General features: G+C 32.2%; 16 protein-coding genes. 3 read left to right on the forward strand and 13 right to left on the reverse strand.

The window, feature by feature from the left end; genetic code table 11:
* The 4 genes from FS935_RS00005 to FS935_RS00020 form a co-directional block, all read right to left on the reverse strand.
* The coding region (locus FS935_RS00005) for an LXG domain-containing protein (protein ID WP_193559335.1) at positions 1-759 on the reverse strand (759 nt) is incomplete at its 3' end.
* Between the two features lie 364 nt (positions 760-1,123).
* Positions 1,124-2,431: an McrC family protein gene (locus FS935_RS00010; protein WP_146945495.1), complete on the reverse strand. Its 1,308-nt coding sequence runs from the start codon at positions 2,429-2,431 to the stop codon at positions 1,124-1,126.
* A 14-nt stretch (positions 2,432-2,445) separates the two neighbouring features.
* Complete coding sequence (locus FS935_RS23720; protein WP_146945496.1) at positions 2,446-4,365, reverse strand: DUF8426 domain-containing protein; 1,920 nt, start codon at positions 4,363-4,365, stop codon at positions 2,446-2,448.
* Positions 4,366-4,515: 150 nt separating this feature from the next.
* Positions 4,516-6,423: a 3'-5' exonuclease gene (locus tag FS935_RS00020; RefSeq protein ID WP_146945497.1), complete on the reverse strand. Its 1,908-nt coding sequence runs from the start codon at positions 6,421-6,423 to the stop codon at positions 4,516-4,518.
* A gap of 237 nt (positions 6,424-6,660) precedes the next feature.
* Here FS935_RS00020 and FS935_RS00025 point away from each other — a divergent pair, with 237 nt between their 5' ends.
* Entirely contained in the window at positions 6,661-7,023 is a 363-nt protein-coding gene (locus FS935_RS00025) for an ABC transporter ATP-binding protein (RefSeq protein ID WP_240050761.1), read from the forward strand.
* Positions 7,024-7,136: 113 nt separating this feature from the next.
* Here FS935_RS00025 and FS935_RS00030 read toward each other — a convergent pair whose 3' ends face one another.
* From FS935_RS00030 to FS935_RS00050, 5 genes are all read right to left on the reverse strand, one after another.
* A complete protein-coding gene (locus FS935_RS00030) occupies positions 7,137-8,306 on the reverse strand; it encodes a restriction endonuclease (protein WP_146945499.1) in 1,170 nt (389 codons plus the stop codon).
* A gap of 177 nt (positions 8,307-8,483) precedes the next feature.
* Positions 8,484-9,602 carry a PD-(D/E)XK nuclease family protein gene (locus tag FS935_RS00035; protein WP_146945500.1) on the reverse strand — a complete coding sequence of 373 codons (1,119 nt, stop codon included), beginning with the start codon at positions 9,600-9,602 and terminating at the stop codon, positions 8,484-8,486.
* Positions 9,577-15,282, reverse strand: a complete 5,706-nt coding sequence (locus FS935_RS00040) for a DEAD/DEAH box helicase (protein WP_146945501.1) — start codon at positions 15,280-15,282, stop codon at positions 9,577-9,579. Before FS935_RS00040 ends, FS935_RS00035 begins: the two co-directional genes overlap by 26 nt.
* 14 nt (positions 15,283-15,296) lie before the next feature.
* Positions 15,297-16,277 (reverse strand): hypothetical protein, encoded by a 981-nt coding sequence (locus FS935_RS00045; RefSeq protein ID WP_146945502.1) that lies wholly within the window; start codon positions 16,275-16,277, stop codon positions 15,297-15,299.
* Positions 16,270-18,345, reverse strand: coding sequence for a hypothetical protein (locus FS935_RS00050; RefSeq protein WP_146945503.1), 2,076 nt, complete (start codon positions 18,343-18,345; stop codon positions 16,270-16,272). The genes FS935_RS00045 and FS935_RS00050 overlap by 8 nt, the downstream gene beginning before the upstream one ends.
* Before the next feature lie 989 nt (positions 18,346-19,334).
* Between FS935_RS00050 and FS935_RS00055 the strand changes: the two genes are divergently transcribed.
* Entirely contained in the window at positions 19,335-19,523 is a 189-nt protein-coding gene (locus tag FS935_RS00055; protein ID WP_146945504.1) for a hypothetical protein, read from the forward strand.
* Positions 19,524-19,707: 184 nt separating this feature from the next.
* Here FS935_RS00055 and FS935_RS00060 read toward each other — a convergent pair whose 3' ends face one another.
* The 3 genes from FS935_RS00060 to FS935_RS00070 form a co-directional block, all read right to left on the reverse strand.
* Positions 19,708-20,703, reverse strand: a complete 996-nt coding sequence (locus FS935_RS00060; RefSeq protein ID WP_146945505.1) for an HNH endonuclease domain-containing protein — start codon at positions 20,701-20,703, stop codon at positions 19,708-19,710.
* 67 nt (positions 20,704-20,770) lie between these two features.
* Positions 20,771-20,974, reverse strand: a complete 204-nt coding sequence (locus FS935_RS00065; protein WP_146945506.1) for a hypothetical protein — start codon at positions 20,972-20,974, stop codon at positions 20,771-20,773.
* Between the two features lie 69 nt (positions 20,975-21,043).
* The gene (locus FS935_RS00070; RefSeq protein ID WP_146945507.1) at positions 21,044-21,367 is read right to left on the reverse strand and encodes a nucleoside triphosphate pyrophosphohydrolase; all 324 of its coding nucleotides are present in this window, start codon (positions 21,365-21,367) and stop codon (positions 21,044-21,046) included.
* 159 nt (positions 21,368-21,526) lie between these two features.
* On the opposite strand from FS935_RS00070, the gene FS935_RS00075 reads away from it, so the two are divergent.
* Positions 21,527-21,922, forward strand: coding sequence for a (deoxy)nucleoside triphosphate pyrophosphohydrolase (locus tag FS935_RS00075; RefSeq protein WP_146945508.1), 396 nt, complete (start codon positions 21,527-21,529; stop codon positions 21,920-21,922).
* A 208-nt stretch (positions 21,923-22,130) separates the two neighbouring features.
* On the opposite strand, the gene FS935_RS00080 is transcribed toward FS935_RS00075, so the two are convergent.
* Positions 22,131-23,855 carry a hypothetical protein gene (locus FS935_RS00080; protein ID WP_146945509.1) on the reverse strand — a complete coding sequence of 575 codons (1,725 nt, stop codon included), beginning with the start codon at positions 23,853-23,855 and terminating at the stop codon, positions 22,131-22,133.
* Positions 23,856-23,890 lie beyond the last annotated feature (35 nt).

Here is a 23,890-nt window from a genome sequence, read left to right on the forward strand (position 1 = left end):
ACGTTGTTTTTGCTCTTCAAGGCGTTTCATTTGTTCTCTGGCTTTTTCTTGTTCTTCTTTAAAATTCAGATAGTCGTTAGCTTGATTTTCTGCTTGTTCTTTTAATAGATATACATCACTAGATTGGAATTGTTCGGCATTAAAATGGATCGGAAGAATTTCATTTCCTTGACGAGTTGCCTCTAGGAGTTGTTGAAATAGTGCCACAACATAATGCTCATCATCCTCTGATAGTGTATATTCTGATTTTAACTTTTCATCAATATTTTCAACAGCTCGAAGTGTTTCATTTCGACTTTTTTTTGCCTCTGCCACCGCATCCATAAACCGATCTGTTGAAAAAACATTTAAAGGAACTAAATCATCGACTCGATTAAATATACGTTTCAATTCATCCTGCTGACTATCAACCATCATCATGTAATTTTTCTCATGATGAGATAATTCTGATTCTAGAAAGCTTTGATAAACAACAGTGTTCCCTGATAAGTCATTATCTCCAGCATCACCTGATACTCCTTTAAAGAAGGCGATTTGCCGATCAATGAGTCGTAGCCATGCATCAATAACATCTATTTGAGCTTGATAAAAGCCTTTGATCGCATTTGCCCCTTTTCCTTTTAGAGCATCATCCAGTTGCACAATATCCAAAAAACTTTTTCGTAGAAGAACTAGCTTTTCCCTCAGGCTAGAATATTCCTTCGCGCGATCATCCATTGATTCTATTAAGCTTCTTGCCTCATATACTTTCAAAGACATCGACTACCTTTCTTTCAATTTCTATTCGTTGTTATGTATTAACTCTAGGTTAGGTATTTTTAATATCCAATAATATCCACTTATTATAAATACCATATACACCCAATTAAATACACAATTTAACAGGTAATTGTTAAAGAAAGGAACTTTATACCCAAGAAAACTCGTTGTCTATAGGAACAAAATAACGAAATAAAAAGTATAAATTAGGTGGATTTACTTATGAGTTGAGGATTAAAATAAGAAAATCAATATTATTGTGGAATATAAATAAGCAGCATTTGTTGTTTATACAAATGCTGCTTTTGATTTCGACATACTTTATCTCCAATGATCCTGTACTATGAAAAACATAATTGACTTATTATAGTATATCATTAAGACTTTCTATTATCGTTTCAAGGCTTTCCGACACATTTTCTAAATCCAGAAACATAATTTCAACCCTAACATCGTCATTACTTACATATGTTGGAGTTTTGACCGCAATATCCTTTACTTGTTCATTATAAGGATAAACAACAAGTACCTTGTCTGTGTCTAACTTTTTTGCATATGCATACATTTGGTACATGTCAGCTTGAGAAATGCCATAATTTTTCCTCGGATTATTATGTAACAATTTCCACTTGGTATCAAGTACGATTACTTTAGAATCTGTGCTAGTGAGAATAATATCTGGTATCAGCCGGAATTTCTGAGGCTGATCAAATAAATGATAAGTCTTTGCTTGAGCTTGAATGGTATATGTAGCTCCGCATCGCTTTTTCAGTATGCTGGCAACGAAAGCTTCAAATACTTTTTCCATTGGGAATAATAAAGCATAAGCAACCTCATCTCCTGAAAAGGATGTAAAGCTTTTATTAAAAAAAAATAGTTTACACCACGAAAGAATTAGGTCATAATCCTTCATACTTCGATCTGACTTAACTTTATCAAAGTCATTCGAGTAATTGATAGATTCCTCTACCTGTTCAAAATCTATGAGCAATTGTTGGATCAATTTTTTGTTCCGATAACTCTTGCTTTGAGGGTACAGTTTTTTTAATGTGGCTTTTATTAATCGATTTTCTGGTCTGTTTTGACTAAATACATCATAAGTCAGATAGAATCGTTCTTTATGGGCAACGTTCTTTTTAATATGATCGTTAAATAGTATTTTCCCCTTATAAAACCGTTCATTCTCCTCTATAGAAAGATAGGAAGATTTCAAGCCTTTTTTTGTTAACTCCATCACCTGCTGTATAAACATTTGGATAAAAATCTCAAAGATGCTATGTTTCATAACCCCTAAGCTTGATAATTGAAACTGTTTAAAGGGAAACTCTTTTAAAGATTTAAGCATCATTAAAAATATACTCCTTGTTCTTTCTTCTGTCAAATTGCCTTCCTTTGAATAAATTTTAGGTAAGATTTCGATTTGTGTACCATCTTTCATAGAAATGAGACCCACATAATTTTTTACATGAATGAGTTTTCCTAATCCTTTCTTACTTGTAATCGACATCAGTTCGATTGGATTCGTTTCAGTATCATGACAATTAGACAATATAAAATTCTCTAGAGCGTCAAATACTTTCTTAGGTATAGGCTTATACTTATCAGAAAGGCCTCGATGATCCTTACCTCTGACAAAGCAATCATATTCCTTCACTACATAGATGTTTGTCATGTTATCAGCACCAACTAACTATTGTAAATCTTTTTGTAAGATTCGGCGTTAGTAAAAGCAGCGGTATTCACTTTATAGGTTAAATCTAGATTATCGATGTCCATGCCAAACACATGACCAAAAAGATCTCTGTTTACCTCTGTCTCCCTAACAAATTTATACTCATTTTCTTTATTAAGATCACCAAGGATAAGCTGAATCTTTTGGTAATCTTCATAAAAATACTCCTGCAATAATGGAATAATCGAATTTTCAAAAATGTGCGCTAACTTTTTTAGTGTTGGCTCTTGTTTTAACTCAGTAAAATATCCATGGCCAATCATGTGTTCCCGGTCATATAGAACTTCAATACGTTCATTCATTTTTTCTAACATACTCTTAATATCAATTTCTTCAACCATTACTCCATCAAGTACACTTGCGTTAGGGAGCATTTCCACAAATCGAAATCTTCTACGTAAGGCAGTGTCTAAAAGAGCTATCGATCGATCAGCCGTATTCATCGTTCCTACTATGTAGACATTACTTGGTACGCCAAACTTTTTTTGGGAGTATGGTAGAGTTGTTGTTATTTCTTCTGTCATTCCTAAACGTTTTTGGTTTTCAATTAGTGTGATAAGTTCGCCGAAAATTTTAGAGATATTCCCTCTGTTTATTTCATCGATAATAAATACATAGTTGTCTTCTTGTTGGGGTTCCTTCACTGATCCAAAATTTTCACCTGAATACTTTTCTATTATTGGCTTAAGATCAGTAATCGTTATTCGGTTTAATCGGTACACAGAGCTTAGGGTAAGATTTTTGTTTCCGTTGAGGTCCAATATATTCACATTAATATTTTTGACAAGCCACCTCACGTTTCTTTTTCTCCGATAATGACTATAGCTTTGGTCATATTCATATTCTCCAGTAATAATACCGATTCCATCAATAGATTCCTTTGACCGTAAGGAAACAACTATATCACCGATTTCCATTTTTTCTTGAAAATCGAGAAGTATCCTCTTCACACTGTCCGATTCAGTAATAGGTGTATCATACTCAATTTTCTCGTCTAAATGATCCCATCCGATTCGAATGTGACCATTCTCAAAGCACTCTCTTTTAGTAGGATTGTCTCCTGCTCCTTCTAGAGACACTTTCCATACCGTTGGATTTAAAAACTTTTCATCCCCAATAGAAATGACCTTATCTCTTGAAGCTGTGTCACAAAAATCCTTAAATACACCAGGTTCTAAGGTATAATAAATCTCACCCTCTTTTTCCTCGCTAATAACAGGTTTGATTCCTTCAATAAACTCTTCATATCCGTAGGACTGGTGAAAAGTCGTAAATTGTACTCGCTTCTTTTCTTTATATTCATCATATCTTTTCTTTATTTGCTCATATCCATCTTTCATTACCTCTTCTTCTATATCTTCCATTGCCTTTTTTTCGATAATAGCAACCGCATATTTAACCGTATTGTAGGTTTTCCCAGTCCCAGGTGGTCCATATAAAATAATATTTTTATCATGCCAATGATCCATAGCTCTTTCCCCATTTCTTTGGGCTGCTTGTCCCATGCTGATCTTATCCTTTCCCTTTACTTCTTCACGCTTCATTTCATTTAATGTTCCAATTATATGATTAATCCCTCTCGCTTTTTTCTTTGTATAGTCTAAACCTATTATTTTATCAGTATTCTTCAGAACAATCGTAAACCCTGAATTTATTAAGTAGTTGTTTGATTCATCTCCCCCAGAGAAATCTCTAAGCTCTGTGCCATTTGCAGCTACATTCGCATACCTTATTACCTCTTTTGGAGGATACTTTCTTCCTTTGTAATATAATTCAAACTTTGTAGAAGCTCTTAGAGAATCTACTCCGATTTCATTTATCTTTTCAATCGCTTGGAGGAGGTGACTTTCTTTAATGTTATTAGGGATACCCATATTACACTCTTCTCTCTATATAATGGTTTTTATCTTAGGATTAATAAGGTGTATGTCGAAACATACACCTTATCAATGCTTTGTGATTTTCTTGAGTTTATCCTGGAGCTTTTTCTTAAGTAGTTTCTCAGTAATATTTTGTGGTTAAAACTAATTAGCTTTCTCTACCCCAGTTTTAACCTGCTTCCGTTCTTCTCTTATGTCGTCTAAATAGTTTGTGAATTCTGATTCTCCTGAATAAGATAAACATAAATATTCCTGTGCTCTTGTCATACCTATATAAAACAACGATACTTCTCTTTCCTTGTTTTCAACGAGTGGAAATGGCATGGAATCGATGTTCACGATGAATACCGCTCTGAAATCCAAACCTTTGCTACTTTCTATTGTACTGATTTTTATTTTTCCATCTTCTTTTTCATAAGATCTTTTGGAAACATCATTTTCAGTAATCCAATAAAAAGGTAAATTCGTACCCGTTAAAGCTTTTTTAATCACATCAATTATTGGTGTCTGATACGTTTTTTTCACGCGATAAAGAATCAACATTTCATCATATGAAACCTTTTTCTCTTCATGCAGTTTCATTATTTGGCGAGCAATCATTTTAGTTTCTTCAAAGAAATTTTTCGCTTTAATGATTCCAGGTTCAGGTCCCTTCCTTTTCGTACTTTGAGGAGCTATTATCTCACCATCTAAATCACCTTTTACGACTTTATTTTTAAACAAAGAATGTTTGCGATAAAAGTCCCAAGCAAAAGTAAGGATTTGATGTGTATTTCGGTAATTAATGGATAACACCTTTGATCTACCTTGAAAACTTAACCCTGTATCTTGAAGGTATGAACGTTTTCGGTTATAGATTGTTTGTGCACGATCTTCCACTAATAATAGTGATTGAGTATTCACATTAATAAGCGAACTAACAAGACGAAGCCAATCTGCTTCAAAATCCTGTCCTTCATCGATCAAAACTGCATCATATGTAGGTAGAATTGCTTCCTTTTTACCTACTTTCTCAATAATAGTAGGAAGTTGATGCTCCTTTATTCTTAAATCATTTTTTAACCAAGAATGAAAGTTTCGTACGATTATATTCTCATTTGTAACAACCTTAGAATTTGGATCAAAATCAAACAAATCCTCTGGTTCATTTAGCATATGGGTGATCATTTGTTGAATAGAATTTGCTAGTGATATATTGTAACAAAGTATGAGAATCTTCCAATCAGGATTTTGCTTTGACAGCATCTTTGCTCTACTAGCTAATATAATCGTCTTACCGCTTCCAGCTACCCCACGGATCAACCGGTTTTTATCTCCAATTTGCTTTGCTAAATTTTCTTGGTGTAGATCCATTGTTTTTATATCATGAAGAGATAACAACAGCTGATCTTGATAAGGTACAGGCTGTTTATATTCAGCACTTATTCGAACCTCAGGAAATAAATGATAGCGAATCGCATTAATATCTTCTATTGAAAGTGGTTCTCTAAGGCGAAATGGAACAACAAACATATTGAGGATTTTCTCCATCAATACTTCTTCAGAAAATGCTTCTTTATCAGGATCAATTTCGTCTCGTGTTAAACATAGGCTCGGTTCAATAACTGAATACATGCCATGTTCAACAAAATCTTTAGAATACAACCTTGTAAAAACAACTCCATGACCATATGGGAATTTCAATTGAAATTTATATTTTCCATCTAATTGAACTAAGCTTTTATCTTTCTTTAATGCATCAACAACATGAAACATATTATCTCTTGCTTGCTTCATAGGACTCTTCACAAATGCATTTTGTCCAGATGATGAAACAATTTGCCACTCGTCATTATTAATCTGGAACAATGTGTTTTTTGTATAGTCCTTTACTTCTAAAACCACAACACCAAGATCAGGACCAATGATGACAAAATCAGGCCTTCTCCCTTGTATTTCTGGTTCATAATAAACTATATAATCATCAGGTAAATAGGTTTTAAGAGTTCGGAAAAATAACCTCTCTCCTGCTGTAGCTGATGAACGAATATTCTCAGGAATTGTAACTGCCATACCAAACGCTCCAAAAAATGTATTTTATGTGATTATTATATCAATAAATAGTTACATAGACTTACATTTTTTGAAAATCCATCCCATTTTTCTTACATTTGTGATAAAATGGTACAAATTATTAAGAGAATTATGATAAAAGATATACTTATTATTATAGAAAAGTTTTTATTAATAATTATGTAGTATGCCTTTCGAATCAAATAGAAATAGGATGAAACTTATTTAAAAGAGGAAGTGAACGAATTGATTAAGGGGTTCCTTGAGAAATTATTAAATTCAAAACAACAAACGGTGTCAACAGAAAAACAATATATAAGTGAAGACCAGGTCCAAGCTATTGTAGATCAAAGATTAAAAGAACATGCTTCAACATTACAACAAACAACTACTAGTACTGAAGAAGAAGAACACTTACTGACCGCAAAACAAATTGACTATGCCCTTTCTTTAGTACATAAGATCGATGATTTTATTCTTGCTATTGATCCAGCTAAATTAACTGTTAAGGATTTGAATAGGTTAATAGCTTATAATAGGTATAAGAATAAGGGGACGGTTGTTAATTTGGTGAAAAAAGGTGTGTTGAGGAAGAAATAATCTTTATGTGCCAGCAAACTATTTGTATAGTATTTTTTAATAAAAAGAGAAGAGAAATCGGAATTGCGTTTCTCTCCCCTTTAATCACTAAAATTGTTATAAATTCTATTTCACTACCTATTAAAGTTCGCTTGAAGCCATTTAAGAACAGTTTCTTTAGATCTATATCCCGATCTTTTTAATATTGATACTATTTCAATTGCAGAAATAATAACTATTGGATGTTGATCTTCTACAATTTCTTTATAAGTGTATTCATCCACATATGAAGTAGTGACCAATATACCAAACTGCCTGTGACGTAATCTGGATATTAATCTTGAAGTTTCTTTTACTCCAACACCAGATCCTAATGCGTATCTTTTTGCTTCTAATGCGAAATCAACTAATATGGAGCTAGACTCTAATCCAATTCGATATTTACCCACTATGTCTCTACCTCCATCTCGTGTAGCCCTTGTTACATCATAGTTGATTATATTTGAATCCATTAATTGTGCTATTTGACCCGCACATGGCTCGAAAGCTTGACCAGTTTTAAAATAATAATAAATTGTTTCAATAATTTCTAAATCATTTTTTGATATAGGGATTTGCTCTTGTTTTCTTCTATATACTGTTGATTTTATAGCTTTAAGCGGTTTATAGATTCCATGTATTTTCCAGTCTTTCCATACTTTCGGTGCATGTTTACTCATTAAACCATTATCATTAAGTAAATCCTTAATCCATTCTCTAGATATAGAGCTCACATCTAAAATAGTAAAAATTGATTTATAATTTTGAAACCTCCCCCCTTCCTTTATACTCCAAATCGCTACTAGATCCTCATTAGCTGTCATTCCTTCATACCCTGGAATAGCTAAACCTCTAAACCTTACATTTCTACCAGTTTCTTTAGAGAAAATAAAAAACGGAGGAATTTCACTTCGATCACCACTATGTAGTCGATTAAAGCATTCCCTTAGTATAATATTCCCCATTTTTTTATTTCTATGGTCATGAAGTTCTCTTCCTGGCTTTTTATTATCTCCAAAATAAGTGAATTTTCCATTTTCAATGTCAATTTCATCTATCCAATCAATATCTTCTCCTGTTGTAAAAAGTACAACATACTTCAAGTCAAAATTTTTTTTATTCCCTCTTGCTCTAAAACCTCCTGAATTTTCAACATACATAAGCTTACTTAAAACTTCATCAGAAAGGTTACCACTACCTCCTGCAAGGTATAATTCATCTACTATCAAATCTGAATTTGGTAAATCAATAAAAGAAACACCCATCTTTCTCTCACCTTCCTATATTCATTTATCAATATAATTATTGCAACCTGATCTAGCCTAGCAAATCGGCAGAGTATATTTAAGCACTGATACTTTCCGATAGTGCCAACCTAAATTTACCAAAAAACCCAGCAATTCGAATGCTGGGTTCACATATAAGGTCCTGTTTGAGAAATTTTACATGTCTTGTTGATTTGTATAAATCACTGTTGTTAACTTCTCTCTAAAACAATTATCATTTGTATCTGCTAACAAATTATAAATACTAAAAAAACTTCCTTCTGATATTGATATTAGATGCCTATTAGGATTTAATCCCCTAACTTTAAAAATACTTGTAGCAGATTTAACTTTTAATAAAAGAGTTCCATTTCCTAAAGTTTTAAGACTTTCAAAATGACCTCTTATATCATGATTCCAATTTAAATGGGGGCTCTGTTCTCTCTTTTCCCAATAAGAATTACAAAGTGGTCTGAATTCACAATATTGACAATGCTCTGGAGCTGGATTAGCTAAATATTTTTGTAATTCAATGAAATTATTATTCTCCAAAATTAATTCATTTATTTCATAAAACATTTCTTTTGCTTTATTCAATACCTTTATACATTCTTCTTTAGAGTAATAGATTGAATGTATAACCCCATTTAGACCGTAAACTTTAAGAGCAGATGGCCACTCATTTAAATTTTCATAAAGTAATGCTGCATAAAGTAGCATTTGATATTTATATTCTTCTTTAATCTCATGAGTATCATTATTAAAGATTGACCCAGTCTTATAGTCAATTATTTCAATACCTGTATCAGTGAATGCTAGTTTGTCAATATATCCCCCAACAATACTGTCACCAGTCTCAAACCATCTTTCAAGCCCCGGGAATGTTTTATTGTTAGATTTATACTTTCCACCAACAACTTCTATCAATTCAGATGCTTCTTTAAATAATAACCTTTTTTTAAGCTCATACCCTCTTAGAGACTTATTAAACGGAACTAAGTATTCCTCCCTTGTCCCCAACATTTGTCTTTCTAATACAGTTATTGAGGATAACCATTCATTATCGAAGTCTTCTTTAGTTATATTACCTCTCCCAACATTCTGAAGAAAGTTATGTGCTGTAATACCAAAGTACATATTTGGAGAGGAAGGTAGTAATTTTTCATTATTATTTGATATTAATACTTCCCTTAATCTACAGCAATTCATTCTAAAAAAACGACTTGGAGAGACCCTTCTTAGTGGAGCAATGTTTACTGATGATGGCAAATTACCACCAGACTTGTTCATCCTCATCCACTGTTCCTCCTAAATTTTCATGGCACCAACCCGGACGTCTTATAAGATTAAAAGTATCAATAAAATCTAAAGAATCCAAATTTGCACCGGTAGCAACAACTGCATCAGCAAGCACACCATTAGGATTTGAATAGTCCCATAACGGATGTGTAAAAATTATTTTTCGGTTTCCTGCTTTTACTCCAGGAATGCCAGCCCACTTGGTTGGCTCATAGTTGAAAAAGGAAGAGAATCGTTCAGCTAAAACTTCAGCTAGTTGTAGCCACTCCTTTAACTCAGGTGTAGAAAAATCTCCATTTATTCCACATTGGTATGCCGAATCAAACATACTCCTTAAATAAGCTAGCCCTAAACGCCAATCTAATAAACCATGATACTGCATATTTCTATAATTCATTAGACAACCATAGCAAGCAGTACTACAATTATGCTTTTCACTAATTAAATAATTTATAAAAGACTGATTTCCTGTTTGGGAAACAACCTCTTTTAGTACATCTGTCCATTTATTTTCAAGCCAACGTACAAAACCTGCCCCATTTGGTAAGCGGTCACTCAAAATAATTTCACCAACGAAACTTCCATCTCCAATATCCGATCTTAAACATTGGGAAATTTCAATTTCATCTGCATCTATATCTAGTTTTTCGGCAACTACTGAGCGGAGTAGAAACGCTGCAGAATATACGGCTGCTTTTGCAGTTACATTAATTGGGTCAAAATTTAGTCCATTATTATTAATAATTGGTTTAATGCGCAATAAGTCAGTTGTTTTTGAGCTTGCAATTCCTATCTCTTCATTAGTAATAAAGTCTTGATCACTAACATATTTATAGTCTTCTAGTACCCATTGCCCTTTAAAGGTAAAATATTTCTGATCCCTACCACTAGTTGTTTTTGTACGATTAGTTGTTATTAAACCACCCTTAAATAAACTCCTACCATTATCATTAATTCTCCATACACGTCCATCACTACTCAAGCTTATTTGAACGTTATTACCTTTTACTTTATTAAAATTAACTTGTTTTCCCTCCGCAATACTAGAAGGGGCACCTGAAATGACCTTATCTTCTTCTCTAGCGTCACTTCCCTTAGAAAAGTCGGATCTAAATGCTTGAGGTATAGCTACGTTATAGACTCTAAATTCTTTACCTTTACTCATACCACAATTAGAACATTCTTCTAAGTCTTGATCTACCTTCATATATCCGCAATTTGAACAGTGAGCGATTTGGTATCTACCTTGTTGTGGCAATGCATCTTCATCCGTTGTTTGCCATTTCCCTTCTCTTTTTAAGAGGGGGGCTGTAAATCCAATTGCAGTATGAATTGCTTTATCCTTTGTTTTCTGAGCACCAGGTGCAAATTCACTAATTCCCATTTCTATATCACGGTCAATTGTTTGTGGATTATTAGAGCCATCAAATCCATGATAAAACAATCTTGTTCGCGTCGGCATACCAAACATTGGTAACTTAGCACCCTCCGCAAGGCATTCAGCCAAGCCTTTTCCTACTAGTTCAGGGTTAGCTGAACATTCATCAATGTCATTTATTAAGTCATTTTGAATATAATTTAAATAATTTTTAACACTGTTTTCTCCAGCTTGCCAAGGAGGAAGAAGACAGGTAATTATATCTTTTATTGCTTTTGAATTTGATAGAAGCCAGTCATAAATCTTATTTTTATTATTACCCCAATCAGATTTGTATCCAAATTCCCCATGACTATCAGGAGGATCACTAGGACCATCCCACCATTGAACACCAATTTCTTTAAAAGCTTTCCTTAAACACTCTTTAACTAGAAGTCTCTTAATAATAGGAGGCTGTTCAATTGTTACAAAAGGTACAGGTGGTGGATCACCAGTAATAGCAGAAGGATTCTCAAAATAATGGTCGTCATGGCTTCTTCCTCCACGGCAAAGTGTCAAAACATAAGAAAAAGCTTGTCCACGTCTCCCTGCACGCCCTACTCGCTGTTGATAATTAAATCGCATCGGAGGCATATTTGCCAACATCACGGCTTGTAGACTACCTATATCCACACCTACTTCCATTGTCGTCGTTACATTAAGAATATCAATCTCGTCTACTTCCTTAATATTGTTATCGCCCTCGGTATCCAGTAATATCCCTCGGAATAAACGCTGTCGAGCCCCTTGATTATCAGTTTGAGCTGTTAGCTCTTCAGAATGTAATCGAATAGGCACTCTTTCATCAGTTGCCATGAATGCTAAATAGTTTCGACTCATTAAATCACTACATTCTCCATTCGGTTGCTCTTCCAGTTCCGAATTACAATTAGTACAAATACCAGCAGACTCATGAAGGTGAGGTCTTTTACATTTTGAACATTCCCAGTAAGGGTCTTCTTCCGCTGCTACCTTAATTTGAAGTTGATCGGTAGAAATAATAACACCAGTATGACCAGAATTTTTTAATATGTTGAATACTTTTTCACCAACTACTTGATAGTCATTTGTAGGAATCCTTAATTTTTCACATACATTATTTATATAGTGCTTGATTGAACTTTTTGAATTTCTATATTCTACCCAGTCATCCAAAGGATAATCCGATCCATCATGTCGGTAAAGATCACCTAGTATTCTAATTGTTGAATTACACATTTGCTTTAAAATTTCTTGGTCAATTTTTAGAGTGATTGATGTAGTTTCGATTAAGGTCTTATCAAAACAAATCATAGGGTATCCTAAACCAGATGATTCAAAACCAAAATATAATCTGCTAAAAAGTAGATCACATAATTCTTTACGAATTTTATCACGAATTTGATTTTTAAATCTATCGGTATCAGGCGGAAGGTCACTTAACCAAGTTTGCTTTTTAAAATCAAATAGGTCAGTCCAGCGATGTTCTTGATTTCCCCACCTAAATGATTGATTTTTTATATCGTTTCCAGCAGGATTAACCCCTAATCCTATTAACCTAGAAACTATTCTTCCACAATCATCGGCAGATGAGGGATATATTAACTCTTTACAAGAAACAACCAATGTATTTTTCTTGTTTCGGATAACTTCTAACTCTTTTATTGCTTCATCATAAAATCTTCTAAAAGCAGGAGGTGGTTCATTTTTAGTTACTTCTAATAATTCACTTATTTTTTGTTGAGCCATTGGATAAGCACTAATGTATCTTTTAGATTCAGTTGATAAATCATTTCCTTCTTCAAGATCTTCTAAAAGTTGTGATTCTCCTATTGTCGCTAAATGGAGTTCATCAACTACTACTTCTCTAAAAAGATCCTTATAGTGATTACGTTCTACCCCATTAGACATTTGTGCTGCATCTTCCCTACTATCCGAAAAGACTACTAACTTTTTATCACTTCTTTCTGAAAGTTGATAAAATAGTTCCTTCGATAAGATTTGGCTGACTTTTGAGAAACCAGTACGAAAACCTCGTATTGGGCTAGTTAAATATTTTCTATTTGAATAATCCGCGTTACAACAAGGACAAATAGATGGTAATGATTTAAAATCCTCAGTTTCATCACTATCAATAGTATATCTATAGCCTTTAATATATGTTGAAGGATTGTCTTCTGAGTATTCGTGTGTAAGTTCTATTGTACCAGTTAAAGAACTAAGACTTGCAGGTTCCCATTCACCTTTTGCCTTGCCCCACTCTTTTTTTCTTTTTAATTGGTTCCACGTACGCGCTTCCTTGTGTAACTCTTCACCATCTTCAACTGGCCAGAAAATTGCATATTCTTCATAATTTCTTTGTTCAACCATATTTTTCTTATTTCGGTCTGGAATGCCTTCTATATCAGGAGAAGTTATTAACATTTCATCTTTGCCATTTTGGAGCTTCAAGCGGTTTCCTCCATAGAATACTGTCCCACATTGTTCACAATATAAGAGTTCTAAAATTCTACTTCCATTTTCATCAATGATGCTTGGTTTGGAGTATATCTTTCCAACAGGGCTCATTATCCCACTTTTTTCTTTATAAGTGGATGCCCATAAACCTTCTATATTACGGAAAAACCAATGGAATCGGAAAGAAGGTAAACTACTGACCATATGGGAGGTATCACATATAGTTCGAGCCTTAAATAATCCACTCACTGCCTTTCTTCTTACAACTTCATTGATATTTGCCCCAAAGAGACTTTTTGTAAAGTCATCTATGGAAACAGCTCGTATCCTATCACCAATTTTACAAGCATTTAACATTGTATTTGCTAACTTTAAACGATTAGACTCTAAAACTTCCTTTAACCCTTTAACCCCAGTGAGTTTACTGTCTAATCTCGATAATAGGTTATTTATTGCTATTTCTTCATTTTCTTCATATTCGTCATTAAACTTAATAAAAGGTTCGTATGGAAGGAAGGTATTACTTTTTATAGGTAATTGCTCAGGTGTACCAGTAATAATCTCAAATTTATCTCCCTCAACTCCAAAAAAGTCTTTTAGAAATTTCCGGCTGTCTTCATCCTCAGGTTCCAACGATGCACTGGATGCTAAAATCCTTAACTGCGGATGAGAGGGATATAAGTCTAGACGATTTAATAAAAGTTTTAAGAGGTAAGAAACTTCCGCTCCCGATGTTCCTCTATATAAGTGTAATTCATCAATTATTAAGTGGAAAACGTTTTCTTCACTTTCTTTAAGCCATTTCTTTGTCTCCTCGAAAATTCCACTGTCAACTTCCCGCATCATCATAATACTTAACATTGAATTATTTGTAATAAGTATATCTGGTGGAAAATCCTGCATATCCCAACGAGAACGCATTTCAGCTCCATTCATATTTTGGAAAAAGAACGGAATCTCAGGGTTATTAGTTTCTACAGAATAGTTTAAAGCAGCATTACTGGTTTCATCCATTTCTTTCATTCTTTTGGCTAGCTCTTCTAATTTCTTTCTATTTGGAATGCCTGTTTTTGTATATTCATGTCCCGCTACTGGACTCATGCCATTATATCTACCAAAATAAATTTTATTACCTTTAAGGTGTGAGTCATAAAATAATTTTGCTTGTTTAGAGTCTAATGCTTTTCTTAATCGAGTTAGTTGATCTTCTACCAATGCATTCATCGGATATAAAATCAGAGCACGTACACCAGATTTTCTCTTTTCATGACTTCTTTGTGGCACACGATATGACCTGTTCAATGGACTACTTTTCCCAACCGAATCACATCGTTTTTGCCAGTCATTATTTTTCCACCAATCATTTACATGCGGTTCAGGAGAGTCAGCCGCCTCCCACTTTTTCGCTTCTTTTGCCAAATACGCAAACAATGGTAGTAGAAAAGATTCTGTCTTCCCTGATCCTGTCCCTGATGTTATTACACAATTTTTTGAAGATAGGGCTTCTTTTAGCATCTGAGATTGATGGGTATATAAAGGGAGTTCAGGATTAAAAAGACCGCAACTAACCAATTCTTTAAATAACCCTATTTCTTTAATAGTTAAGGAAGGTAGATCATTTTCCGATAGATCTTTTATCTTCATTTTTGAACTTTTATATCTAGGCAAGGGCTCAATCCACGGATCTTGTGCAAGAACTCCGGGACTTAATAGTAATTGTTCTCTTTCCTTCTCGAGGGAAGGGTATCTAGTTCCAAACGCGGTTTTTACATATCTAATAAAATTTTGCTGTATTTCCTCAAAAGCTTCTATTGGACTACCCATTTATATTCCTCCTACTATAAATTAGCCTCTAATAAATTCAACCCTAATTTTCTTGATATTTCTAAAGCTATTAAATTATTAACACCTTCATAAACAGTTATATTTGTATTTCTAGGTAAATAACCTAATTGTTTGTGAAGTTCTTTTTTTCGGGGGAGCGACCCAGTACAGAGAGAAACTGCCCTAGCTAAATCTTTAGGTAATGGTATTGTTGAGGGAATGGCAAATCTCTGTTTTATTTGGTCAAATAAAAGTATGTCAGTTTTGTATCTACTTAAGATGACATACCTCCCCCACCCTCTATCAATTTTTGCGGCAGCATTTCCATTCCAAATCCATGTGTATTGTTGCTGTGAAATAGGATTTTTATATTTAACTAATTTAATTTCATCTGTACATACAAATTGTCTAAAATACAAATTTTCATGGCAGAATACTTCTTTTTTCCAATTAGGCTCAAATTGTTCACTATACACAAGAGATTCATAAATATCATTTACACTAGGTGCTGTAATTGAAAGGTTCCAAGAAGCAGGTGTTTTTAAATCGCCCTCAATTCCTATCCTTTCAGTAACTTGTTTTAAAATTTGAGTACTTTTAGCTTCAATACAAATAGTCTTGGGAAAAAGGGGATTTTTAGCTGAGAGCTGATCTGAAAAAATAATTCTTACTTTATCATAATTTTTATTTACTAATTTCGTTATACGTTTTAGCATTAGTTCAGACCTTCCACCTGCTAATACTATTCTAGGTAATCCCCTTCTAGGTAATAATGCAAATGAAGGTGGGCAAATATATATTATTCTATTTTCATAGTCTACTTCACAATGTCCTAATGCCTCCAAATCTCTCATTATATCGTAGTAATTATATAAGAGACGTTGTTGTTCATCATCATTAAAGTAATGTTTCAGAAGAGTGTCACAGACATCCCTAAACTTTTCAAACTTAATACTACCTAGTACACTTAAAACAGTAAGAATATCGTCAAACACGTTTTGCCACCTCTAAGTAATTTTCCCATAATTCGTGCAATGGGGGGAAATCAGGTTTTTCAATTGCTTTTCTCATTTTACACATTACTGTTTTCCAAAATCGTAAATTTTCTTGATCAATAACCTCTTTTTGTATTTTACACTGTGTCAACTTTTTTGTAGCTATGAAGTGTACTTTCCATTTTCTCTTTCTGACTTTCGAAATTGCCCAAATGGGCTCAAATTCTATTTTCACTTCTGTTTTACCTTGCCAATGGTATATTTGACCAACTTGTTGTCCAATGAACATGATCTCATTTGATAAAAATGTTGGTAACGGAAATTGCTTAAAAAGTGGTGAATTTTCCGTATTATAAACATTTACACCTATATTCATTGGTTCCTCACTCTCTTTATTATAAAGTCCTTTTGAATCTATAAAACTTTTTTTATTAAGTATAGAAATTTTAGAATTAGTAATTTTAAAATTTATTCTTCTAATTACATTTCCTTGCTCTAATACTTTAACTCTCAGTGTTTCATCTAATGGAAGATTTTCTTTTACAAGTTCCCAACGCTCAGATTCCTCGTTATAAGGAAGTGGCTCATCATTTAATAAAACAACTTCATTTCCTTTATAGTTCTCAAGAATAATTTCAGGAGGAGCTGCTCTTAAAAAAGTGTTCCCCTTTCCTAAGCGAAGACCATTTACAAGTCGAATTTTAAGGTCACTAGCTATAGTTAATTCCTTAACACCATTATAAAACTCTTTCGGTTTACTAACATGAAAAAGGGACCAACCATTTGGAACACCAGCATAATTTATTTCTCCAAAAGACTCACATTTGTTTTTACCCCATTCTATAATCTTATCTCTGTATGAGTTATCGCATAGTAATATAAATCTAGAACCCTTTTCAATACGTGCAGTTTCAATTAAATTGGGTAGACCATATTTCTGCCCTTCAACAAAAATTCTGATAGATGTACCTCTTAATGATGATTTTAACTTATTATCTAAATCTACTATTTCTTCTCCATTTAGCCAATTAAAATTGGTGGCATCAACAACCAAACCATCTTTATTCTTAAGTTCTGTAGACCAATTATTAATACTTCGCCTACAATACAAAAGACTTTCTACTTCACTCCTTTGAAATTTAAAAAAATCACTTGGGAATTCTTTCTGTGTGTTAATGCGTATACTAAAAGATGCCTTTTGTGTTATTTTATTTAAATTCAAACATATCCGTATCCTGGATGTAACGAATGAATCTGACACCATATAATCCTCTGGAAAAAAACCGTCCCACTCATTTAATTCGTCATTCACTAATTCAAATAGTGCTTTTTGCAGATGTTCATTTTCATCTTCTCCATTTAGTAGTCTTTGAGTTTTATTACTCAGGACTTCTTTACCATGTTCCTTTAACATTATGTGAATTGTATCATTATCAGGAGAGTCTGAAGAAATGATACCAGCTTTAGTAAATATTAAAGGTAAATCTTTTCTTTCCTTGCTAGATATAATTGTCTGTGAGAGGGGTAGCCCTACGTGTCTCCATCTACCTCTTATCCTTACCCTGAAACGACCAAACTCCTCAAGTCTATCTTCAACACTCCACTCTTCCAAGTCCCTCCACAAACTAATCATCCTATCAAAATAGGGATACTGTCCCGATACCTCATCTTCTCCTAATAATGCTCGCAACTTAGGGTAGTATGCAATTGTAGAAAAATGATCATCTTCTACATAACCGGCTAATACAAAAAGAGCAAGATATGCTATATATGGTGGATATCTTAAGTTTCTAGATCTCCAATTCTTATATGTCTGATATGCCTTACGACAAACACCATGATTACTATACGCATTAACCCATGGAGGACCCTCAATAACTGATGAAATAAAACCATTCAAGTTTTCATTAATTTTACTTCCTATTTCGTTAATGAAATTTTCATCTACAAATAAAAGAACTTCCCGTCCAGCCATTGCCTCATTAAAAAATTGTTTAGCAATTAGACTGTTCCATTTCATATATGTCATTTTTTCCCCCAAACCTAAAATCATCAAATTTAAAATCACTCAATAAGAACTACTTTACCATTTTTAACCTATAATCAGAATCTTTTTTCAATTTTTACTCAAGGAAATTTTCTATTATATAATTTTATCATTTTTTCTAAAAGGTATGAAAGAACTAACCATGACTAAGTAATGAAATTTATGTAAATTGACTAGATTCACATATAAATAAGGGATAAAATGAGATAAAATAACTGGTATATTTTATTATTTCTCTAAAGAAGTATAAAAAAAAAGGGTACAGAGGTTAGATTTAGATAGGAAGCAATAAATAAAAGAAGTAGAAAATTAAAGTACTACCGACCTCTTTTCTTTTATTAACTTTAAACATCATTACGGATTAATGTAATCAATGATTGTTTTGTTTAATTAGACACCCATCTATCCAATTAGTAATAAAGACAGGTTCAATGATTAACAACATAAAATTATTAAGGTGTAACTCTATTTCTTTCATAATTTACTCGGTTATACTTAAAATAACATATCAAATCACAAGAAATAGCACCCTTTTTCATACGCTGAAATAGTCAGTGTAAAGTTTTTTGGTGCTATTTCCAAAGCTATATCCAGCTTATTTCCTTGTGAAATGTTGAAATATAAACGTAAAAAGGGTAAATAGGTCTCATAGATGAGAAAATCCATATATTAAAGGAATTGATTTAAATTTAGAAAACAATTCAGATATATTCGTTAGTTACTTTATTTTTATAAAGGTAGAAATTGAAACAATTAGTAATAGCTAATATATTATAGTAGTAAATATGTTAAAATTTTCTTAAAAATGAACTATTGTTGAGTGCTAAAAATGAGTAGCGACGATAGAGTTAAAATTATTAATATACATAATAATAAAGAACTAATGACACTTATTTTAACAAATATAGTTCAACATTCTTATTAAACATAAAAGGTATTATATCTTCAAATTTTTGGTTGTAATTAGTAGCATGTATTCTTTATAACAAAAAGAAATGGGGTTTTTTATTATGAGTTCAGAACGTGTTATAAAAGAGGTTATAGTAGAAGCTAAACTAAAAGCATTGAAAATTTTCAATATGATTAGGGATGATTCTATCTACAGTAAGAACAATATAGAACATGATTTACTAGATTTAATCAATTATCTAGATGAAAACGATATTAAGTTGAAAAATAAAACAATAAAAGTTATTTAATATATAGTTTAAAAATTTTACTCAAACCACAAATGGCATAAGTAAAATAGCAACAGAAAAATTGAATAGAGAATTTTGTTTAATGACTTTGACCAACTAACTGTTAGTCAAAGTCGTGCTTATTTTCCAATAGCATAAATTTTTATTAATTACAACAAATAACTCACACATTTAGAAAAACATATCATGCTTTAAGAGGTATCCACAAACTATCAAACCCATTTTTAATCGAATAATCATATAGCATAATAATCTTATCTGTCTTATAATTACTCATTAAAGTTGTAATTGAAGTATCCTCTTTCTTATCTGTTAATACTTGATTCCTATCAATTATATATTCCAAATAACTGCGCGTTGGCAACCTATCACTCTTAGAACTGTTACATTTATTACAAGCTAATACAAGATTCCATATATGATCAGACTGAACAAATGACCAAGGAATAAAGTGATCAACGTGTGTTTCTCTCTTAGTATCAGATAATTTCTTACCACAATAGAAGCATTCAGCTTTAAAATAAGTTAAAAGAACTTTCTCAAAAGGTTTTAACGAAGATCGTTTTGCAATGCTCTCTACTTTTCCTAAAAGATAATTGATACTAGGTACTTCATTTAGTTGTTCAATCATGGCTGCCATATGATAATTTGTAAGGTTTACAAGAAGCCTCTGGAAATTAAGCATAAAGCCATGAACTGCAGGATTTAACTTTAGCATTTCTTTCTTATGATCAAACGCATAGAAACTGCCTCTTGTATCTCCGTATAGTGCACCATATACATTAATTTTCATAGTTGTTTTTACTTTACTAACTAGTTTTATCTGTAATGTGTCATCTAATTTATCAAACACCATTTCAGATGGTATACCACTTTTCATTTGCTCTTCTTTGATAATGGAAGCTACTCTAGCTGTCTGCCCACTGTTTTGGTTTAACAAGTCATGATGAACAACTAAATTCCAATAAACCTTAGTAAATGAGTATGCTAGTTGATCATAAGTTAACTCAAAATCTTCATTTATTTGATACAAATTTTCAATTAATGCTTTGATTAGAGCATATTTATAAGTTGAAGATTTTACTGACTTGTTTGATAAGATGATCGTGAATATTCTCCATATTTCTTCATCGGTTAAGTATATCTCTCTTAACTCACCGCCTTTTAATTTATGACCCAATTTCCTTTCTCCCTTCACCCATAAAAAGATTTCATTCTATATATTCAGAAATTCAGAACCTATAGTCTTATACTAGTTCATCCTTCAAGTTACTAAATGCTCGATTAACAACTTCTTCTTTCTCTTTACCACTAACGATTAATCCTTTTTTGTTTTTAACAGAAGCAAGTACTTTATATTCATCTCGGTCTATATAGTAAAATATGTCGAGTCGAATCATTGTGTTGTTCATATCTATTAATAGAAATTCCATCGATTGTCCAATAAACATGTTTGCAACAGTCCTTATTAAATAATAATGTTATGTAAAGTAGTTTATATGTATTTTAATAAAATATAGTTAGTCTTCCACTTCAATTAAGAAAATTTTCTCACCAAAGCTACCTCGTTTTTCTTCTTTCTGTTGTCTAATTGAATTGATTTCTTCTAAAGTTGAACCATGATAAACAGCTACTGCATTAATCACTTCTAGTAAATCCCCTAGTTCTTCAAGAGAGCTTTCTCTATCCTTTGCTTCCACAAATTCATTTAATTCTTCATATGCTTTCTTCTTTAGTTCTTCTATGTATTCTTCATTATTTAGTTTTCTTACTTCATACTTTTTACCTGTCTGATCAATAATTGCTGGGATTTTGTCTCGTACAAGTTTATTATAAGTAGGCATAATTGACACTTCCTATATATCTAATTTTCACTATATATAATCCATTCGACAATAACTGTTACTTTCCTCCATTTACTTATAATAACTACTATATTTCCTTTTTAATAAAAATAAAAAATGATATGATAATTTAAGATCAATTTTATTTCGGGGGATATTATGAAAAAAACAGTAAAAGTCGTTGCAGCTATTATTGAAAATGAACAAAATGAGATTCTTTGTGCTTTACGATCACCGGAAATGGCTATCCCTAATATGTGGGAATTTCCTGGTGGTAAAGTAGAGAAGAATGAAGATATTTATTCTGCGTTGGTTAGAGAGATCAAAGAAGAACTAGATTGTACAATTGAAACTATTGATTTATTTAATGATCATACACATGAGTACGATTCTTTTATCATTAATTTAATCGCGATCAAGTGTAAAGTTGCCCAGGGCAATCCTACTCCTAGTGAGCATTCCACATTAATTTGGTTGAAAAGAGAAAATCTTGATTCACTTAAATGGGCTCCAGCTGACATTCCAGCTGTTGAGCAGCTTATTGGTGAGTATTAAGGAAGTTCGTAATTTCACCTTAATACTTCATTTCGAGTAAAAAAAGGTACAAAACTCCATGTTTTCGCACCTTTTTATGTATCATAATTATTTTTAGTTACTTATTTGTACTTTTATCCGATTATTTTAAAGAATAGGAATCGGTCCAGGTTTACAATCTATCGAAATTCACTAATCATTTAGAAAAACGTAATTTTGATCCCTTGTATCATATATTTAACTTTACTTCGCAAGATAATTTTAGAGAAGACCACCCTTTATCATGACCAGAACTAAATTTAACCCTGAGCGATAATTCCTCATTATTTTCATTCCATGTAAGTGTAGTTTGTATAAGAGATGGAAATTTCTCTAATACATTAACTTTTGTATTTACATTTCCATGCTCCAAAATCACACTTTCGTTTTGGCTATAAAATGAAATAATTAGAGCCGACTCACCTAATAAATTTCTAATGCCTTGTTTTAATTCATGTTGCTGTGCTGACTTTAACTTCTTACCTATTTCTTCTGTTACTTTAATTAAACATTGTTGATGATCCAATGTATTATTAGAAAATAGCTCCTTTGTTTCCGCTATTGTATTTTCCATAGATCCTATCCCAAAGTACTGATCACTTAGAATAGTTCCTACCCCTGGATTTTTAGTTGTTAATTTCTTTACCTTTTTAGAGTATGCCTTTAAAGAAAACTTCTCTTCATACATTTTTCCATGTACCAATAACACTAGTTTTAAATCACTAGTATCAAGGCGATTTGTCATATAACTATCTGGAACAAGTTGTATACTATCAATGGTGTATGACTTATATTTATCTGTTAGATAGGAATTCAATTTCATAATAGTATTTTGATTTGTATTCATCATATCTTTAATCGTAGAAAAAGGAATTAAATCAGAATATTTATTAAAAATAGTCTTATATTCTTCATTATCTACCTGCTTTACAGATAAATTGGAGTTTATTATTTCATAATAAACTAGAGCCTCGTTACACTTTCCGATTGCATTGCTAATATTTCCATCTTTAGTTTGCTTATGAATTTTTATAAGTTTTTCAAATTCATAAAGATCCTTTTTATTTCTATCTTCAATTTGCTTATCTTCATTAAAAATTTCCTCATAACTAGTTGCAAGCTTGATAGAGGAAGTTGGTCCACTTTCAAATTTAAAACGAATCAATAATGAGGTATTTCCTTTACTTAAACCAATTGAGTTTCTACCTTTTTTATAAATATTGATAGTTGAACTATTATCATATTGAAAGTTCAACGTTTCAACACACAAACACTCGTTCTTATTATTGTATCGTGTTATAATATTAGTTGAATCTAGTAGCAATAAATCTTTAAATGCTTTATTCAAATCGTCTAGCCGTTCATTATACTGTTCTCGCAAAAGTGTAAAACAGTGTTCTCGTATTTTAAATAAAAATCCTTGACGAATTGGTTCAATTTCTTCTGAAAAATGACTATAGGATCGTTCAATTGATTTCTTAAGTTCAGTTTTATTTTTGTATAGAACTTCATTTTCATTTTTAGAATCAATTTCCCTTAGATAACTTAGATATTCAATCTCAAATAATTGGTTGAATTTTAGTTGTATATCATCAGCATGAAAGTACTTTTTCAAAAAACTTAGAGCACCTAGATTTTTGGGTTGGATTTTCCCTTTTCCTTTGATTAAGAAAAGATTAATGTCAACCTTTGAACTACTATCTAGCGTTATTGTAATATCAGCATGTTTATCTGGTGTGCTTTTTTCAAATTTGGACTCTATATCTATTATATTAGGATATTCTCCTAATATATAATTTACCGTGTTTAACGTAGTTTCTTCTTTGGAATATAAAGTTTCACCTTCAATTACCCGCTTTATATTCTTTACTACATCTAAGACATGTCCATCCCCGATTTTCTTAGAGCGACTCATGTAGGTAACTCCTCCAATCCTTTTAAATATTTTAA

Source organism: Metabacillus litoralis (genome assembly GCF_007994985.1).
Taxonomy (GTDB): Bacteria; Bacillota; Bacilli; order Bacillales; family Bacillaceae; genus Metabacillus; species Metabacillus litoralis.

Bases quoted from the DNA above. Each gene is read 5' to 3' on its own strand.
- FS935_RS23720 (WP_146945496.1), bottom strand. From the start codon at position 4,365: ATGGGTATCCCTAATAACATTAAAGAAAGTCACCTCCTCCAAGCGATT.
- FS935_RS00075 (WP_146945508.1), top strand. From the start codon at position 21,527: ATGAAAAAAACAGTAAAAGTCGTTGCAGCTATTATTGAAAATGAACAA.
- FS935_RS00035 (WP_146945500.1), bottom strand. From the start codon at position 9,602: ATGAGGATGAACAAGTCTGGTGGTAATTTGCCATCATCAGTAAACATT.
- FS935_RS00065 (WP_146945506.1), bottom strand. From the start codon at position 20,974: ATGTTTATTGGACAATCGATGGAATTTCTATTAATAGATATGAACAAC.
- FS935_RS00040 (WP_146945501.1), bottom strand. From the start codon at position 15,282: ATGGGTAGTCCAATAGAAGCTTTTGAGGAAATACAGCAAAATTTTATT.
- FS935_RS00055 (WP_146945504.1), top strand. From the start codon at position 19,335: ATGAGTTCAGAACGTGTTATAAAAGAGGTTATAGTAGAAGCTAAACTA.
- FS935_RS00030 (WP_146945499.1), bottom strand. From the start codon at position 8,306: ATGGGTGTTTCTTTTATTGATTTACCAAATTCAGATTTGATAGTAGAT.
- FS935_RS00080 (WP_146945509.1), bottom strand. From the start codon at position 23,855: ATGAGTCGCTCTAAGAAAATCGGGGATGGACATGTCTTAGATGTAGTA.
- FS935_RS00020 (WP_146945497.1), bottom strand. From the start codon at position 6,423: ATGGCAGTTACAATTCCTGAGAATATTCGTTCATCAGCTACAGCAGGA.
- FS935_RS00070 (WP_146945507.1), bottom strand. From the start codon at position 21,367: ATGCCTACTTATAATAAACTTGTACGAGACAAAATCCCAGCAATTATT.
- FS935_RS00010 (WP_146945495.1), bottom strand. From the start codon at position 2,431: ATGACAAACATCTATGTAGTGAAGGAATATGATTGCTTTGTCAGAGGT.